12 protein-coding genes and 1 pseudogene are annotated in these 17,497 nt (G+C 59.9%); 6 read left to right on the forward strand and 7 right to left on the reverse strand.

Translation table 11 applies throughout. From position 1 onward, the window contains the following. Nucleotides 1-11: 11 nt before the first annotated feature. Both EXR36_03125 and EXR36_03130 read left to right on the forward strand, forming a co-directional pair. Nucleotides 12-2,684, forward strand: coding sequence for a hypothetical protein (locus tag EXR36_03125; protein ID MSQ58648.1), 2,673 nt, complete (start codon nt 12-14; stop codon nt 2,682-2,684). Next, nucleotides 2,563-6,063: a DNA helicase UvrD gene (locus EXR36_03130; GenBank protein ID MSQ58649.1), complete on the forward strand. Its 3,501-nt coding sequence runs from the start codon at nt 2,563-2,565 to the stop codon at nt 6,061-6,063. The genes EXR36_03125 and EXR36_03130 overlap by 122 nt, the downstream gene beginning before the upstream one ends. Before the next feature lie 5 nt (nt 6,064-6,068). Here the strand turns inward: EXR36_03130 and EXR36_03135 are convergent. From EXR36_03135 to EXR36_03165, 7 genes and pseudogenes are all read right to left on the reverse strand, one after another. Then, nucleotides 6,069-6,473: pseudogene (locus tag EXR36_03135) on the reverse strand (hypothetical protein). 1,042 nt (nt 6,474-7,515) lie between these two features. Further along, nucleotides 7,516-8,445, reverse strand: coding sequence for an SLC13 family permease (locus tag EXR36_03140; protein MSQ58650.1), 930 nt, complete (start codon nt 8,443-8,445; stop codon nt 7,516-7,518). Then, nucleotides 8,427-8,807: a hypothetical protein gene (locus EXR36_03145; GenBank protein MSQ58651.1), complete on the reverse strand. Its 381-nt coding sequence runs from the start codon at nt 8,805-8,807 to the stop codon at nt 8,427-8,429. Before EXR36_03145 ends, EXR36_03140 begins: the two co-directional genes overlap by 19 nt. A gap of 2 nt (nt 8,808-8,809) precedes the next feature. Next, a complete protein-coding gene (locus tag EXR36_03150) occupies nt 8,810-9,775 on the reverse strand; it encodes a threonine dehydratase (GenBank protein MSQ58652.1) in 966 nt (321 codons plus the stop codon). Continuing rightward, nucleotides 9,772-10,428 carry an MBL fold metallo-hydrolase gene (locus EXR36_03155; GenBank protein MSQ58653.1) on the reverse strand — a complete coding sequence of 219 codons (657 nt, stop codon included), beginning with the start codon at nt 10,426-10,428 and terminating at the stop codon, nt 9,772-9,774. Before EXR36_03155 ends, EXR36_03150 begins: the two co-directional genes overlap by 4 nt. 2 nt (nt 10,429-10,430) lie before the next feature. Next, complete coding sequence (locus EXR36_03160; GenBank protein ID MSQ58654.1) at nt 10,431-11,447, reverse strand: AI-2E family transporter; 1,017 nt, start codon at nt 11,445-11,447, stop codon at nt 10,431-10,433. A gap of 2 nt (nt 11,448-11,449) precedes the next feature. After that, nucleotides 11,450-12,652 carry a pyridoxal phosphate-dependent aminotransferase gene (locus tag EXR36_03165; protein ID MSQ58655.1) on the reverse strand — a complete coding sequence of 401 codons (1,203 nt, stop codon included), beginning with the start codon at nt 12,650-12,652 and terminating at the stop codon, nt 11,450-11,452. 106 nt (nt 12,653-12,758) lie between these two features. On the opposite strand from EXR36_03165, the gene EXR36_03170 reads away from it, so the two are divergent. From EXR36_03170 to EXR36_03185, 4 genes are read left to right on the forward strand one after another with little or no spacing between them, the layout of a single operon-like run. After that, the gene (locus EXR36_03170) at nt 12,759-14,201 is read left to right on the forward strand and encodes an aldehyde dehydrogenase family protein (GenBank protein MSQ58656.1); all 1,443 of its coding nucleotides are present in this window, start codon (nt 12,759-12,761) and stop codon (nt 14,199-14,201) included. 58 nt (nt 14,202-14,259) lie between these two features. Beyond that, nucleotides 14,260-14,901, forward strand: coding sequence for a glycine zipper 2TM domain-containing protein (locus EXR36_03175; protein ID MSQ58657.1), 642 nt, complete (start codon nt 14,260-14,262; stop codon nt 14,899-14,901). 27 nt (nt 14,902-14,928) lie between these two features. After that, nucleotides 14,929-16,014 carry an NADH:flavin oxidoreductase/NADH oxidase gene (locus EXR36_03180; GenBank protein ID MSQ58658.1) on the forward strand — a complete coding sequence of 362 codons (1,086 nt, stop codon included), beginning with the start codon at nt 14,929-14,931 and terminating at the stop codon, nt 16,012-16,014. A 7-nt stretch (nt 16,015-16,021) separates the two neighbouring features. Next, nucleotides 16,022-17,431, forward strand: a complete 1,410-nt coding sequence (locus EXR36_03185; GenBank protein ID MSQ58659.1) for a M20/M25/M40 family metallo-hydrolase — start codon at nt 16,022-16,024, stop codon at nt 17,429-17,431. The last annotated feature ends 66 nt before the right edge of the window (nt 17,432-17,497 follow it).

A 17,497-nucleotide genomic window follows, 5' to 3' on the forward strand; every position in this document is an offset into this window, starting at 1 on the left:
TTGACGGCGAAATGACCGCCAATCTCCACGAGAATCTCTCCCGCGGCGGCACGGTTGTAACACCCAACCAGCGCCTATCCAGGCATATCAAGGACGGCTTTGACCAGGCGCAGCTAGACACAGGCAAGAAAGCCTGGCTCGCGCCCGATGTGCTGCCATGGAGTGCGTGGCTCGAGCGCGGCTACGCGATGGACGATCGCCGGCGCTCCAGTGCCATGCTCATGGCACCGATACAGGAATTGGCGCTGTGGGAGCAGATCGTGGGCCAATCCCGTCACAGACATGCGTTGCTCGACACGGGTGTCATGGCGCGCTTGGCGCGCGAAGCATGGACGTTGCAAAACGCGTGGCGCGCGGACTTCTCGGAGCGTACACACGCGCTCTCGGACGATGTACTCGCCTATCGCGACTGGGCCCTGGAGTTCGAGGCCCAATGCCGTGATCGCAACTGGGTTTCGCGCGCGAGGATCGCGGACCTCTTGGCCTTCCAGGCTCACGCAGGGCAGATGCCAGACCGCAAGCCGCTCGTGCTATATGCGTTCGACGCATTGACGGCCCAGGAACGAGATCTCATGGAGCGGTATCGCGCGTGTGGAGTGCCGGTAGAAATATCGGCCCCCGCCACCGCCACCGCTCAATGCCAGCGCCGGATCTATCCAACACCGGACGATGAATTGACCGGTGTCGCATGCAGGATTCGCGCTCTCCTGGAGAGGCAACCCGGCGCCCGCATCGGCGTGGTGATACCGGATTTATCCGCGCAAAGGGCGCACATGATGCGAGTCTTCGATGATGTTCTGGATCCTGGCCGTATTCTTCAATCCAATCCCACTTCCGCGCGCGCCTACAACGTTTCCCTTGGAGTACCCTTGGGCCAGTACGCCCCCGTGCGTGCAGCCCTGAGTATTCTTCGCATGGCGGCCAAGGATCTTTCGTTGCAAGAAACTGGTGCGCTATTAGTGGGACCTTTCGTGGCCGGCGCGGCGCGTGAACTCGCGGACCGTGCCTTGCTCGATGCGCAGTTGCGCCAGCGGGGGAACCTCCTCATCACCTTGGAACGGCTGTGCGAATTCGTTGCCGAGATGAACCAGCGCTCCGGCGGGAAGTGCGAGATCCTCGATCACAAGTTGTCGCAACTGCTCTGCGCCGCGGTGCCCATGCGGCGCAAGCGCCAATTGCCTTCGGCGTGGATCGATGGATTTCTCTCCTTGCTTTCCGTGCTTGGATGGCCTGGGGAGCGCGCGCTTAACAGCGAGGAATACCAAGTCGTTGGAAAATTCCGCGAGATCGCGCAGAGCTTGTCTTGGCTCGACGCAGTGGAAGGGGTGCAAAGTTTTGGCGGCACACTTTCCTGGCTATCTCGCACGCTGGCTGATACCCCATTTCAAGCCGAGTCGAAGCATGCGCGCGTGCAAGTATTAGGCGTTTTGGAGTCGGCGGGTATCGCCTTCGAGCATCTGTTCGTCGTGGGATTGCACGACGAGGCTTGGCCTTTTCCGGCGCGGCCCAACCCGCTGTTGCCGGTCTCCGTGCAACGCAGCCAGGATATGCCACACGCGAGCGCTTCGTGGGAGGCAGGTTTTGCCCAACGCATGATGAGCCTGTGGCGGAACACGGCGCGAAACCTTACCTATAGCTGCGCCATTCAACACGACGATCTAATGCGCCACCCCAGCCGCCTGCTCGTGAACATGGACGAGGCTCAAGACGACCCACAATCAACATGGGTGAGCTATGCGCGATCCATGCAGGAATCGGTGATGTTGGAGGACATCGGGGGCGAATCCGCCCCTTCCTTGCCTTCCGGTTACGAAGCCGTGGGAGGTGCCGCGGTTTTGCACAACCAAGCGGCCTGTCCCTTCCGCGGTTTTGCCATTCACCGGCTGGGGGCCCGCCCATTGGAAGCAGGAAGATTGGGACTGGACGCGCGTGAGCGCGGTGCACTCTTGCACCGGGTGCTCGCGTCGTTCTACTCCGAAGTGACGTCGCAGAGCGCATTGCTCGCCTTGAGCGAGGAAGCGCTAGAGAAGACTCTCGTCCGTTGTGTGGACCGCGGCCTTATGCTGGCTAAGCAGCACAATCCTGGCGCGGTTTCGCCGGCTTTCGGTGCCATCGAGCGGCGGCGCTTGGCGGCGCTCCTGGCGAAGTTCTTCGAGATGGAGAAAAAGCGTGCTCCCTTTGAGGTTGCGGCGTGCGAAGAAGCACGTGTGGCCGAGGTGAGCGGATTGCGGCTGAAGGTTCGCATCGACCGCATCGACAGACTCCCCGGTGGCCGTAGTGTGATCCTCGACTATAAGACAGGCAGGGCATCCACTTCGGGTTGGTGGGATGAACGCGTGGATGAACCTCAACTTCCCCTCTATGCGATCACGGACTCTGGAGAGGTCGCCGCGGTGAGCTTCGCGCAATTGCGCGCGGATCAGGTGGCGTTCAAGGGTGTCGCGCGGGATGAGGGCTTATTGCCGGGGGTTTCCGTATTAGGAGATGGCGAGAGTTGGCCGGCGTTTCTCGGCAAATGGCGAAAGTCATTGGAACATTTGGCGCGCGAGTTTCTGGCTGGGCATGCCGCGGTGGATCCAAAAAAATATCCAGGCACCTGCCAGTACTGCCATTTGGGTCCGCTTTGCCGGGTCAAGGAAGTGCTCAGTGCAGTGGCTCCCGATGAGGAGGTTCCCGATGAATAGTGCCGCGCATCCTCCCGACGCGGCACAGCGTGCGCAAGCCTTGGATACTAAGTGCTCGTTCATCGTGCAGGCCCCGGCGGGTTCGGGGAAAACCGAGCTTCTTGTGCAACGCTTCCTCGCGCTCCTCGCCACGCTGGAGGCCCCGGAAGAAGCGATCGCGATCACCTTCACACGGAAGGCGGCGGCGGAAATGCGCCAGCGCGTTTTGGAGGCGCTTGATCTCGCGGATCACGATCAAGCTCCTCGCGAGCCGCACCGCTACCAAGCGTGGATGCTGGCGCGTGCCGTGCGGGAGCAAGACCGCCGCCTTGATTGGGGGTTGATGGAAGCGCCTGCTCGCTTGCGTATCCAAACGTTCGATTCGTTGTGTGCAAGCTTATGCCGCCAGATGCCATTGGTGGGCGGATTTGGGGCGCAGTACAAGGCCATCGAGGACGCGGGCCCGATGTACATCGAGGCCGCGCAGCGCACGCTAGTCATGCTCCACGAGGATACGCAATGGGCCGCCTGTATTGGCCAAGTCCTCGCCCATCTCGATAATGATTTCGCGGCGGCGCAAAGCTTGCTCGTCGAAATGCTCCGCAAGCGCGATCAGTGGTTGCGGCATGTGACGAGCCAGGAGTGCCTGGAAAGGCAGACCTTGGAGGAAAGTCTTGCCCACATGATCGAGGATGATCTCGCGTGGTTGCTGGCGCTTTTTCCAATGCAGTTCGAGCAAGAGTTGGTGGCGCTTGCGCGGTATGCCGCGGGCAATCTCGAGGCCCAAGGCAGGGCATCTCCTATCCGGGCGCTGCTTGATCTTCCATCGCTTCCCGGTACGCGCGTGCAAGATCTTCCTGGCTGGCTGGCAATAGCCGAGTTGCTCTTGACGCAAGCTGGGTCACTGCGTGCCACGGTGGATGCGAGGATAGGTTTCCCGGCTGCAAAGGCCGCGGCGGCTAAACGGTTGTGCGATGAATACAAGGCGCGGTACCAGTCTTTCCGCGCGGTGCTCGCAGTTCATGATGAGTTCTTGGAAGCCTTGCATGCCACCCGGGAACTCCCGCCTGCCCAATACACCGGCGCGCAATGGGCCGCCCTAGAAGCCCTCATGGAGGTGCTGCCGCTCGCGGCAGCTCAGCTTACCTTGGTTTTTCAAGAGCAGGCGAGGGTGGATTTCGCCGCCATTTCCCAAGCGGCCATTCGAGCCATGGGGGCCAGTGATGCTCCCACCGATCTTGCTCTGTCACTCGATTACCGTATCCGCCACTTGTTAGTGGATGAATTTCAGGATACCTCACAGAGCCAGTACCAATTGCTGGAATGCCTTACCGCGGGCTGGCAGCCGGGCGACGGGCGCACGTTGTTTGCCGTGGGAGACCCCATGCAGTCCATCTACCGCTTTCGGGAAGCCGAAGTGGGGCTCTATCTGCGTGCCCGCGCGTCGGGGATCGGGTCAGTTAGATTAGAGCCTCTCACGCTGTCGGCTAATTTCCGTTCAGACGCGAGCTTGGTGGACTGGAGCAACGAGTGTTTTTCGAAACTGCTGCCTAAATCGGAAAATACGCCGAGCGGAGCGGTACCCTTTAGCCCTTCTACCGCGATGCGCACTGGCCTACCGGCGCCTGGGGTAAGCGTGCATGCGTTGATAGGCGGCGCCCGGCAACAGGAAGCGGCACGCGTACGCGGCATCATCGAAGATGAGCGCCAGCGTGGGAGCGAGGGACGCATCGCGATCCTTGTTAGCAGCAGGACCCATCTTACAAGTATTCTTCCCGCGCTTCGCCACGCCGGGTTCGCGGTGCAGGCGGTGGAAATCGAATCCTTGGCGGACCGCCCGGTGGTGATGGATTTGTCCGCGCTCGCGCGCGCCCTTGCGCATCCCGCCGATCGTATCGCGTGGTTGGCGGTCTTGAGGGCACCTTGGTGCGGCCTCGGTCTGGCGGATCTGGAAGTTCTGGCGAGTGCCGGCGGCCGCCCGCACGATAGACCGATTCTGGAGACCCTGCGAAGCATGCCGGTGCTGGAATCCATGAGTGTTGACGGACGCATGCGGGCCGCGGACCTAGCCTCGAAGTTATCGCGGTTCATGGAAGACCGGCAACGGCAGCCAGTGCGCCGCTGGGTTGAAGGAGCATGGACCGCGCTCGGCGGACCGGCGTCCTATGACGATGCTAATGCCTTGGCGGATGCGCAAGTGTTTTTCGAGCTTCTCGATGCGTTGGAAGAGGAGGGCGGCCTTGATGCTGGCCGGCTCTCCGGAGAAGTAAAGCGGCTGTTCGCGAGCGCGAACACGGCCGGGGAAAACCCCGTGCAAGTGATGACGATCCACAAGGCAAAGGGGCTGGAGTTCGATACAGTCATCATTCCTGGTCTTGGATACAAGCGTGCCGCGGATGCACAACAATTGTTGCGTTGGATGGAATGGCCAAGACCTCGCGGCGGTTCCGGCCTCTTGTTAGCTCCCATTGGAATCAACCGATCGTCCGATGATCCCATCTATCGCGCCCTATCTCGCATGGAGCGAGTTCGTGCAAGACACGAAGAAGTGCGGCTACTCTACGTGGCGGCGACGCGCGCGAAATCCAGCTTGCATTTGATCGGACACTTGAATATTGGGAGCCAGGGCCAAGTGCGCGCTGCCCCCAATAATGGCTCCTTGCTGGAGCATCTATGGCCGGTTATCGGCCATCACTTCGGCACTTTGCCCCTACCCCCGCCGGTTGTTCCTTCGGTAGGCCGCGCACCACGGCCGCTACGGCGCCGGCTGTCCAACCGGGAGCTTCCGTTTCCCGCCGCCGGTATTCGTGGATTGGACATGTCTCAGATTGCAGTATCCACGGCGGAGGTGGAATTTTCTTGGGCGTCGGAGGCCGCCAGGACGGTGGGTGTGGTGGTACACCGGGTGTTACAGCGGATTGCCGCGGAAGGCGCGGAGCATTGGACATCCACTAGAACCGGCGGCAACTCATTTGAACGCGATCTGCGAGAGTTGGGACTGCCCGACTTGGAAATTCCCGCGGCGACTGCGCGAATTCGGCGGGCGGTCATTCAGGTCATGGAGGATCCCCGGGGCCGGTGGATCCTCTCATCTCATCAAGAGGCGGGCTCCGAGGTGCGCCTGACGGGATTGCTAGATGGGCAACTTATCACGGCGGCCCTTGATCGTACCTTCATCGATGACCATGGTGTGCGATGGATCATCGATTTCAAGACTGGAACCCACGAGGGAGCGGGCCTAGCGCAGTTTCTGGATAGGGAGCAGGCTCGTTACATCGGCCAGCTCGAGCGCTACGCCGCCCTAATGCGCCAACTCGGCGAGCAGCGCCCCATAAGGCTGGGGCTGTATTTCCCTATCATGCGCCAATGGAGGCAATGGGAGCCAACGTCACACAATTAGCGGGGTCATGGAATCTGAATATTTCCGCCACCGGGCATTCCCGTGGGTGGAAACCCTGAAGCTCCTGCCTGCGGGATAACGATGGACGAGGCCGATTGCCTTCTTAACTCCTGGATGTCCCGCATGGTTCGCTCGACTGCGTCCTTGGCGGCTGCGGCGTAGTTAGACACGGCCTCTTGCAAGGAGTCCGCATAGATTTCAAAGCTAAGCGGTAGCGCGCCCATGGAGGTATACATCTGGGCTTCGCCCACGTATAGGGTGGTGCGCACGCCATCCGCGGCGCCGTCCGCTTTGACCGGATACATCACCCGAATCATGCCTACCTTCCTGTCGGTAAAGACCTCCTATTTGTAGAGGGAGTTAGGATCCATTTTCGCATCGGCCGTACGGTCGTCGTGGCGCTCAGCCATGGGGATTACCTCCAGTTTCAAGGGGTTGGGCAGATGAAAGAGTAACAGACATTGCCCTATTCATAGATTGAACGCCCATTGCGCCCATCCCCTGGGTTTGTCGAAATCTTGACCTTCCCATAACCGGCGGGCGACGGTATCCAGACACCAATATCTTCAAACCTCGCCGCCGCCTATCTTCGCCGCCGTGATTCAGGGCGTTCCATTGAAGTCATGCGCTATCTAGGGTGGCGTTGGGGCGAGATCCTTTCGACGGATGCGGCGCCATGAATCCGGAATGTCAATTTAATGTTCGTGTTCATCATGATCCGGCATCAGGCTGAATTAACTAAAAAAAGCTAGTGAAGACCAACGGGGATGGACTGTTGGCCGGATCCCAAGCATTGAGCATGGTCAAGCTTCCTGAGTTTCAAGGAGAGCTCGTTGCATTCTTTCGTTTTGACACTTGAGGGTTTGATGTAGGGAAATACCAGTTACGCACTGCATGGCATGGATCGCGCTGAATGCCCCCCACAACAAACGAGGATGGATAAGCATGGTCGATCTATTCGGGAGGCAAGTTCGGGTCGCTTCTTTTCTTCATGCATGCGTGGAGGGAAGCGTGTTCTTCCTTCTCATGCTGCTGGCGACTAGCATGAGTGAGCAATCCTTGTCGTCCTTAGCATTGAATCCCATGGTCCCCGCGGCGTTATTCGCGGGCATGCTTGTGGCCGTCAATGGCGTGCTTGGGGTTTACCAAATCGGTAGGCAGGCAGTCAACGGCGAGTCCGCGTTGAGATCCCTAACGGCGCTCATTATCGGTTGTGGCGGGGCCTACGCAGTCTTTCGGCTGTTGCCCGACGGTGAGCTGTACCAAACGGCCATCGGATGGACGACGATCATTGGCGTCGTCGCAGTAGTTACTTTTCGTAAGCCCATCTTGGATACGATCTCCCGGGCAGTCACGGGGTGGTTCTCCCATAGAGTGCTAGTGCTCGGTACAGGCGCGGGAGCCTTGGAGGTCGATAAGACCCTGAGCGCAATGAGCGGAAGTGGAATCAAGCTAATTGGCTTCTATCCTGTTAGCGCATCCGAGCCTGTTTTGGTTTCCGGAAATCGCGTGCTTAATACTCAAGTGGGGGTCGAAGAGCTTGTTCGAACCTATCGTGTGGACCAAGTCATCGTGGCGGTAAAGGAACAACGCGGTGGCGTTTTGCCCTTGCGCCAATTGCTCGATTGCCGTCTTCATGGCGTGAAAGTCACCGATTTGGCGGGGTTCGTGGAAGCCGTTCGAGGTGCGGTGCCCATCGAGTCTCTTAAGGCGAGTTGGCTGATATACGGCGAAGGTTTTCGACTTCCCGTCCCGGATGGTGGAGCCCACGATAGGGCAACTGTTGGACACGACCGCTTCCACCATGACGCGGTCAAGCCTGGGCACGTCCAGATTGAACAGCCGCGAGGCGGCCGGTGCAAGGCCGCGCATCTTCTGAAGGTCCACAACGGAATCCACCACGCCCACGAACACAAGGTGATCATGAGCTTGAAGCCTTTGCCCGGCGCCAACAGCCGCGATGACCTCGCCCGCGCGGTCGATCTCCATGAGATACATGCCATGCAAGTGGCGTAGCCCCGCCTCCTCGATGGTTTGGCCAACCATGGGGCTGCCGGGTTCGACCACCATTTCCACCGTGTACTCGCGCGGGTCATCGCCCAGGGAAAACGCCTTCTTGCGTTCCGGTAGCAGCCACCTCCCAGCCACCATCAGATAGACAATGCCGGCGATGGCCACGGGTAATCCTAAAGGTGTGATATCGAGGAGGCGAAAGGAGGGATTACCGCTTTGTATCCAGAGGCCGTTCACGACAAGGTTGGTGCTCGTACCGATAATCGTGATGACCCCCCCAAGAACCGCCGCGAAGCTCAGGGGAATGAAAAGCTTGCTGGGGCTGAGCGCGGTTTGCTTACACCAGTCGTTCACGACCGGAATGAACATGGCGACGATGGGGTGTTATTGAGAAACGCGGACAGGCTGGCAACGGGAAACATCAGCCGCGATTGTGCTTGCATCACATTTTTTGGCCGTCCCAGGAGGGGGGCGGAGATCAGACTCAAAGCACCTGCGTGGACCAAGCCACAGGCAACGATGAAGAGCGCGCCCACAGTCACCAGCGCCTCGTTGCCATAGGCGCTAAAGGCCTCTTTCGCGCTTGGAAGTCTCGGCGAATTCGTGAAGCCTTGGATTAGACACACGAGCGATACGGCGCCTACCACCACCACGTCCGTGGCGTAATTGCGGATGAGTGCGACCAGCACCAGTCCGACCACGGCGAGCGTGAACCAAGCTTCCCATGGCATCCTTACTCCGAAAGAACTGGACCCATCAAAAGGCGGTCTACGTTTCCGCCCGATAGAACGCATCCCACCTGCTTACGTTTGAGCCGCGGCCGGTCTTTGTACACCGCGGCTAAAGGGGCGGCCCCCGCGCCCTCGGCGACGTTGTGGGTGCTTGAAAAGCACAAGCGCATGGCCTCTTTTATTTCGTGGTCGGTCACTTCCACGATGCGCGATACATGACGTTGAATGATATCGAGGGCGTCCGGTTCGGGCACCCTGCACGCGAGGCCATCCGCGATTTGCGTGCTCACCGGGGCCTCGACGAGAGACTTCGCCTGGAAGGAGCGTGCATAGGCGGGTGCGTGCGCGGATACGACCCCCACGATGTCAACTTTACGGCCGAGGGCTTCGCGGGCCGCCACGGCGCCGCAAATTCCAGAGCCCAATCCTATGGGCACGTAAAGCACATCCAGGCTGGGGACTGCCTGCATTAGCTCCAACGAATAGCTAGCCACGCCGCGTACAAGAAGCGGATGGAAGGATGGGACCATGTGCAAATTTTGTTGCGCCGCCAGCGCTTGGGCATGTTCCTTCGCGGCCTGAAAATCCTCTCCATGCTCGGCCAAATGCACTCCGAGCGCACGCATGGCTTGGTTTTTCTCGATGCTATTGCCGCGTGGGACCACCACGGTGGCGGGAATGCCGTGTTTTCGCGCCGCGAATCCGATGGATTGGCCGTGATTGCCCCGCGTGGCGCTCACCACACCTAGAGGGGGATGACGCGATAAGTCATCGAAGTAAGCCAGGCCGCCTCGAATTTTAAAGGCGCCTATGGGCGTATGGTTTTCATGCTTCAGCCAAATATCGAGTCCAAGTGCCTGGCTCAGGACGGGCCAGTTGTATTGTGGAGTGGGCGGCATGACCGCGTACACGATCTGGGCGGCCGCTTCGAGTTGGGCCAAGCTGGGAAGATATTCCGAGAGATTCACTGGGCCACGGCGTGGTCGCCGACGAAAGGATTGCTCGTGCGCTCCTCACCGAAGGTGGACATGGGGCCGTGCCCAGGAACGAAAGCGATGTCGTCGCCCAACGGAAAGAGTTTTTCGCGAATGGAGCGGATCAGCGTGGAATGATCGCCTCTGGGAAAGTCCGTGCGGCCGATGGAGCCCTGAAATAACACGTCACCTACGATGGCGAGCCGCTCCTTACGCGAAAAAAAAACGATATGGCCAGGGGTGTGACCGGGGCAGAACTTTACCTCCAGCGTCACTTCTCCGAAGCTCACCGTATCCCATTCCTCAAGCCAGCGGTCGGGGGTAAAGGCTTCGATCCGAGGGAAACCGAACATGCGGCCTTGCTCGGGCAACTGGTCGATCCAGAAGCGCTCTTCTTTTTGCGGCCCTTCCACGGGCACTCCGAGGCGCTTGCGCAGTTCCGCCGTTCCTCCGCAATGATCGATGTGCCCGTGCGTCAAGAAGATCTTCTCTGGTTCCATGCCGAGTTTTTTTGCCGCTGCGAGGATTCGGTCGAGATCGCCGCCCGGATCGATTATCGCGCCCTTGCCCGTCGCCTCGCAGCGCAGGAGAGAGCAATTTTGTTGGAGGGGGGTAACCGGGACGATGGAGAGTTTGAAGGAAGGCATCACTAGACATGCCCCCGGCTTGTAAGTTCATCCTTGATATAGGCGTAGTAAATGGGCGCGGCCACCACTCCGGGAATGCCAAAGGCCGCCTCCATGGTGAGCATGGCCATCAATATTTCCCAGGCGCGCGCACGAATTTGTGTACCGACGATCTTCGCGTTCACAAAATACTCGAGCTTATGAATGACCACCAGGAACGCGAGCGAGCCGAACGCGATGTTTACCGAGTGCCCTAGGCTGATCACCACGATCACGGTGTTGGAGATCAGGTTACCGACGACAGGTAGCAGTCCCACCAGGAAGGTCACGGCGATCATGGTCTTGGTGAGCGGCAAGTGCACTCCGAAGAGCGGGAGAAGCACCGTCAGATAAATTGCCGTGAGCGTCGTATTGAGCGCCGAGATTCGGATCTGCGCGAATACGATCCGGCGAAAGGCATCGCCTAGCCGATCCACGCGTTCCGTGAGCGCGCGGGCAAGGGGTTTTTGCACATCCCCGGGACGTACCTCGTGCAAGGCCACCATGGCACCGATGATCATTCCGATCAAGATGTGAATGAACGCGCGGCCGGCCACCGTGCCGATTTGTTGCAAGTCCTGGGTGTGCTCGCGTAACCAATGCACGGAAATAGTGCGTAGCTCATCGACATTGGCGGGCAGTCCCTGGGCCGCCCATTCAGGAAGCCGCAAGCGCGCGCCATCGAGAATACCGATCATTTGTTTGAGCAACGCTTCCGGACTCCCTGCCTCGCGCCGTAGCATGGTCAAGAGGCCGACGATGACGATCGTAATGATCAACACCACTATGCTCGACAGCACCGCCACCGCGATAATCTTGCTGGTATCGTGGCTCAAGCGCCATAAACGCAACCGGGGTGCCAGCATATGCACGAGTTCGTAGACCAACAGGCCCGCCAGCAGGGCCGGAAGCAGATGAAACACCAAGGCGGTCACCAGCAACGTACCCGTGACGATCCAGGCCGCGGCGTCGTGCTTCGTTGGAGGTGAACTAGAGGCCATGATTACCGGTGCGAGGGCATTGCATTCAGCGCTTTCTCGAAGCGCGCCATCCCTTGCTCCAGGCGCTGAGCGGAGGAGGCGAAACACCAGCGCAAGTAACCTTCACCCTCCGGTCCGAAGGCGGCGCCAGGAGCCAATCCAAGCCCGAACTCGCGCACCATGCGTTTGCAGAAATCCATGCTGTTGGACATGTCCTTCACCCGAAAAAAAGCGTACATGGCCCCTGGCGGCACGGCGGCCTCGACCCCGGGCATGGCCCGTAACCGGTGGAGGAGCGTATCGCGCGCGAACCGAAAGCGCTCGAGGGTGCGGGCCACCACCGGTTCACCGTGGCGGATGGCGGCGATTCCCGCGCGCTGTACGAAGCCAGGTGCGCAGCAGGTGTTGTATTCGATCAACTTGCTCAAGGATACCATTAACGGTTTGGGGGCCACGATCCATCCCAGGCGCCATCCCGTCATCAACCAGGATTTGGAGAAGGTGTTCGCGCATACGATCCGGTCGTCTGGCTCGCGTACATCCATGAACGATGGCGCGGCGCGCTCCGAAGGAGTATCCGAATAGTACAAGCGCTCGTAGGCGTCGTCCGCGAGGACCCAAATTCCATACTTGCGGCAATGGCTGGCGATGACATCGCGTTCGCTTGGAGCAAGAGTCCAGCCCGTGGGGTTGTTCGGCGAATTGATGTACAGGGCGCGCGTGTTAGGTGTGAGCGAATCGGTCAGAAGGCCCAGATCCAGCCGCCAACCTTCGCTGTTGAAATGCAGCGGGACGGTGACTACCTGCGCCCCCATGATCTTAGGTATCTCGGCAAGATTAGGCCATAGGGGGGTCACGATGACCACACGGTCACCTGGCCCCACCAGGGCTTGCGTCGCGAGCATCAAGGCGGACATGCCCGAATTGGTGGCTGCCACCTCTTCGGGAGAAACCGGCGTGCGGAGTTCCGTTACGTAGGCAGCAATGGTCTCGCGCAGATCGGGGATGCCGAGGTTCTGGGTGTAGAAGGTCTCGCCCGCATTCAGGGCATCGATGCCGGCCTGGCGTATGAAGTCCGGGGTGATCTCGTCAGGCTCGCCGAACCAGAACGCAATGACATCCTCGCGGCCCATGCCCTCATCGGCGACCTCGCGAATTTTGGAGGCGCGAAGGCTTTCGACGGTTGGGCGTGCTAAGAGGGAGTAAGGCGGGCTGGTGGTTTTCAAAGGGGCATTTAATTTTACGGCTTAGGCGATTCTCGCACGTCGCGCGACGGTGAAACTCGCGCTCCAAGCTGCTAGCATCTCGGCCTGATTTTTTAGGAGACCGGCTATGCCTACTCAACAGCATTCCAATTACATAAATGGCCAATGGGTCGCGGGCGCGGTCTGGACCAAGAATACCAATCCCTCCGACTTGGCCGATGTTATTGGCGAGTATTCGCAAGCCGATGCCGCGCAGACCGAACAGGCGGTGGCTGCGGCCCGTGCCGCGGCGCCGGCCTGGGGGCAATTCAATATTCAGGCGCGTGCCGACATGCTAGAGAAAATCGGCAATGAAATTTTGGCGCGCAAGGACGAACTCGGGACTTTATTGTCCAGGGAGGAAGGCAAAACCTTGCCCGAAGGTATCGGAGAGACGGTACGGGCGGCCAATATTTTTAAGTTCTTCGCCGGTGAGGCGCTTCGCCGCAATGGCGAACTCGTGACCTCGGTGCGCTCGGGCGTGGACGTGGAAATCACCCGCGAGCCCATGGGCGTGGTGGGCATCATAGCGCCATGGAATTTCCCCATCGCCATTCCGGCTTGGAAGATCGCTCCAGCGCTTGCCCATGGCAATAGCGTCGTATTCAAACCGGCCGATCTGGTGCCTGGTTGTTCCTGGGCCTTGGCCGAGATCATCTCTCGGGCGGGATTGCCGGCCGGTGCCTTCAATCTGGTGATGGGGCGGGGCAGCATCGTGGGCGAGGCCATGGTAAACGATCCGCGCGTGGATGCCATCAGCTTTACAGGTTCCGTGGAAACCGGCCGCAAGCTAGCGGCCAAGGCTGTCTCCCAAATGAAGAAAATTCAACTGGAAATGGGCGGCAAGAATCCCCTCGTGGTGCTCGATGACGCGGACCTCGATACCGCCGTCGAGTGTGCCGTGAATGGAGCTTTCTATTCCACGGGGCAGCGCTGTACCGCGTCCTCCCGTTTAGTGGTCACCCAAGGCATCCACGATAAATTCGTCGATGCGCTCATCGGCCGCCTGAAGAATTTGAAAGTCGGTCACGCCCTCAAGCAAGGTACCCAGATCGGCCCCGTGGTGGACAAGAGCCAGCTCAACCAGGATCTCTTCTACGTCGAGGAAGGCAAGAAGGAGGGCGCCAAGCTCGCCTTCGGCGGCAACTTGCTCAAGCGCGACACCGAAGGGTTCTATCTGGAACCCGCACTGTTCACCGAGACCTCCAGCAACATGAAGATCAATCGCGAGGAAGTGTTCGGTCCCGTGGCGAGCGTCATCGCCGCCAAGGACTACGATGAGGCCCTGGCACTCGCTAACGATACGGCCTTTGGATTGTCTTCCGGTATCTGCACCACGTCCCTCAAGCATGCTTCCCACTTCCGCCGCAATGCCCAGGCTGGGATGGTGATGGTCAACTTGCCCACTGCTGGGGTGGATTACCACGTGCCCTTTGGCGGCCGTAAAGGCTCAAGCTACGGCCCCAGGGAGCAAGGCCGCTATGCCGCCGAGTTCTACACGACTGTCAAGACCTCATACGTGTTGGCCTAAACGGCATTGCCGTGTTGGCAATGCGCCCGAAATTCCTAACTGAGTATTGGAGACTTTGATGCATCGAGAGATAGTGCCTCTCAAGTGGTTGTACATATCATTTCTATTGTGCGTACTGGGAGTGGATTTCGCGTTTGCCGATCCCCCCGAATGGACGCCTGCCCATGGCTGGCGCAAAAAACATGAGCGCGAGCATGACGATGAGCGCCACGAGCGTAAGCACAAGCGCAAGCGCGAGCGCGAGGAACGGCGCGTGGGGTACGAAGGTAAGCGCTGGCCCAGCGATTATGGGATCTTGCGCAGCCAGTGCGACCGCGAGACGGTCGGTGCCGTGCTCGGCGGCGTGATCGGAGGGGTGGTCGGTTCAAGGGTCGGCCGGGAAGAAGAACGTGCCATTGCGACCGTCATTGGCGCCGTGGTGGGTGCCGTCATCGGCGCGCAGGTCGGCCGTAGCATGGACGAAAGAGACCGTGCATGCGTGGGGCATGCCTTGGAGTTGGCCGATTCCGGCCGCGCCGTGCATTGGGTCAACGAGGAAACTGGTGTGGCCTACTTGCTATCTCCAATTGACGACTACGAACAAGGGGGCAGGACTTGCCGCGAGTTCACGCTGGAAGTGACCGCCGGGAACAAGCGCGACATGTCGCGGCAGAAGGCCTGCCGGGGCGGTGACGGTGTTTGGGCGATGCAATCGCGGTAATGGGTTTTCACTCCGAAGAAGAATCCCGTGACTAGCCAACTTTTTTCGCCCCTGCAATTAAGAGGGCTTACCTTGCCAAACCGCATCGTCGTATCGCCGATGTGCCAGTACATGTCGGAGGACGGCAGCGCGAACGACTGGCACTTGATGCACCTGGGGCAATTCGCCATGGGTGCGGCAGGATTGCTCATCACCGAAGCCACCCACGTATCCGCCGCGGGGCGCATCAGCCATCGCTGTCTCGGACTTTTTAGCGATGACAACGAGGCTACGCTCAAACGCGTGATGGATTTTTGCCGCAAGTACGGCGTCGCGCACTTAGGTGTTCAATTAGCCCATGCGGGACGCAAGGGTTCAGTGCATCCTCCGGCGAAAGGCAGCAAGCCGCTCACGACGGAGGAAAACGCCTGGACCACGCTGGCACCGTCGGCCATTCCTTTCGGCCCCGGGTGGCATACGCCCAAGGCACTCACGCGTTCGGATCTGAGTGAAGTCAAGCAACAGTTCGCGGACGCCGCGCGGAGGGCTGCGCGTATCGGCTTCGATTTGCTCGAACTGCATGCGGGGCACGGTTATTTGCTGCACGAATTCTTGTCGCCCCTCTCCAACCAACGCGCCGACGAGTACGGGGGCAGCACCGCCAATCGCATGCGTTTCCCGTTGGAGGTGTTTCAGGCCGTGCGCGCGAATTGGCCCGCGGACAAGCCTTGCGGTGTGCGCCTTTCCGCGACCGATTGGGTGGACGGTGGCTGGACGCTGGAGGAATCCGTGATGCTTGCTCGCGAATTGAAAGCCAAGGGCTGCGATTTTCTCGACGTGACTTCAGGGCAATTGGATCCACGGCAGCAGATTCCCCTGGCCGCTGGCTATAACGTTTTTCTCGCGGAGCGCATCAAGCGCGAAACGGGTATAGCGGTCATGGCGGTGGGCATGATCACATCGGCGAAACAGGCCGAGGACATCGTCGCGGGCAACCGAGCCGATATGGTGGCCATTGCGCGCGGCATGATGGATGACCCGCGTTGGGCATGGCATGCGGCGCGCGAGTTGGGTGCGCAGACCGCCTACGCACCCAATTACCAGCGCTGCCACCCTTCGGTCTGGAAACCGTAGGACCACGATGGACTCGCAACAAGCGCAGCGTTGGATTGCCGCCCAATGGGACGAGAGCATCGTTCCTTGCTTGACGGAGTACATCCGCATTCCTTGCAAGTCGCCGCATTTTGACGCGGACTGGCAAGCGCATGGCCACCTCGGACGGGCTGTCTCCCTGGCCAAACAATGGGCCGAGCAGCAGGCGATTCCGGGGCTGGTGATCGAGGTGATTCAATTGCCCGGCAGGACACCATTGCTGTGGTTCGAATTACCAGGCGATGTGAACCGCACGGTCTTGCTCTACGGCCATCTCGACAAGCAGCCGGAGATGACCGGATGGCGCGAGGGATTGGACCCATGGACTCCTGTCATGGAAGATGGGAAGCTGCACGGACGCGGTGGGGCCGATGACGGATACGCCGTATTCGCGTCCCTGACAGCGCTTCGCGCGCTGCATATGCAAGGCATTGCCCACGGGCGTTGCGTGGGCATGATCGAGTGTTGCGAAGAAAGCGGTAGCTACGATTTGCCCTTTTATCTCGATGCCTTGCGAGCCCGCATCGGCAGCGTGGATTTGGTCGTCGGTTTGGATTCTGGTTGCGGAAATTACGACCAACTCTGGGTGACCACCTCGCTACGCGGCTTGGCGGCCGGCACGTTGAGCGCCGAGGTTCTAAGAGAAGGCGTGCATTCAGGTGACGCCAGCGGCATCGTGGCCTCATCCTTTCGTATCGCGCGCCATCTTTTGGACCGGATCGACGATGCGCGCACAGGGGAAGTTTTACCCAGGGAATTTCATTGCGAGATCCCCGCCGAGAGGATTGCGCAGGCAAAATTGGCGGGCGAAGTGCTCGGCGATGAGATAGTGCGGAAATTTCCCTTCGTCCCTGGGATGAGGCCCATGACCGAGGATCCGCAGCGAGCCGTGCTGGCACGTACCTGGGAACCCTATCTTTGCGTGGTGGGCGCCGGCGGAATGCCCGCCATTAAGGACGCTGGTAACGTGCTGCGCCCCGCCACATCCCTCAAGCTGTCCTTGCGCCTACCTCCAACTTTGGATGGGGCGCAGGCCACGCGGGACATGAAGCGCATCCTCGAAGCCAGTCCGCCCTACGGCGCCCGCGTTAGTTTCGAGCCCGATCAGGGGGCTACCGGTTGGAATGCACCTCCGGCCGCGCCTTGGCTCTTGAGTGCGCTCAATGAGGCCTCGCGGACCTTCTATACAAAACCCTCCGTGATGATGGGCGAGGGAGGGACCATACCTTTCATGGCGATGCTCGGTAAGGAGTTTCCGCGGGCGCAGTTCCTTATCACCGGAGTTTTGGGGCCGCGTTCCAACGCCCATGGACCCAATGAGTTCTTGCACGTTCCCTACGCCAAGAAGCTTACGGCCTGCGTTGCCCATATCATAGCCGCCCATCGCGCTTGCGATTAGCGCGCGCAGCACACCTCGGCATGCTCAATGCTCGCCTTGAAAACTATTGCGGGTGTATAGGTAGGT

Source organism: Betaproteobacteria bacterium (assembly GCA_009693245.1).
Classification (GTDB): Bacteria; Pseudomonadota; Gammaproteobacteria; order Burkholderiales; family SHXO01; genus SHXO01.

Bases quoted from the DNA above. Each gene is read 5' to 3' on its own strand.
- EXR36_03125 (MSQ58648.1), top strand. From the start codon at position 12: ATGACCGCCAATCTCCACGAGAATCTCTCCCGCGGCGGCACGGTTGTA.
- EXR36_03130 (MSQ58649.1), top strand. From the start codon at position 2,563: ATGCCGCGGTGGATCCAAAAAAATATCCAGGCACCTGCCAGTACTGCC.
- EXR36_03140 (MSQ58650.1), bottom strand. From the start codon at position 8,445: ATGTTCATTCCGGTCGTGAACGACTGGTGTAAGCAAACCGCGCTCAGC.
- EXR36_03145 (MSQ58651.1), bottom strand. From the start codon at position 8,807: ATGCCATGGGAAGCTTGGTTCACGCTCGCCGTGGTCGGACTGGTGCTG.
- EXR36_03155 (MSQ58653.1), bottom strand. From the start codon at position 10,428: ATGCCTTCCTTCAAACTCTCCATCGTCCCGGTTACCCCCCTCCAACAA.
- EXR36_03160 (MSQ58654.1), bottom strand. From the start codon at position 11,447: ATGGCCTCTAGTTCACCTCCAACGAAGCACGACGCCGCGGCCTGGATC.
- EXR36_03170 (MSQ58656.1), top strand. From the start codon at position 12,759: ATGCCTACTCAACAGCATTCCAATTACATAAATGGCCAATGGGTCGCG.
- EXR36_03175 (MSQ58657.1), top strand. From the start codon at position 14,260: ATGCATCGAGAGATAGTGCCTCTCAAGTGGTTGTACATATCATTTCTA.
- EXR36_03185 (MSQ58659.1), top strand. From the start codon at position 16,022: ATGGACTCGCAACAAGCGCAGCGTTGGATTGCCGCCCAATGGGACGAG.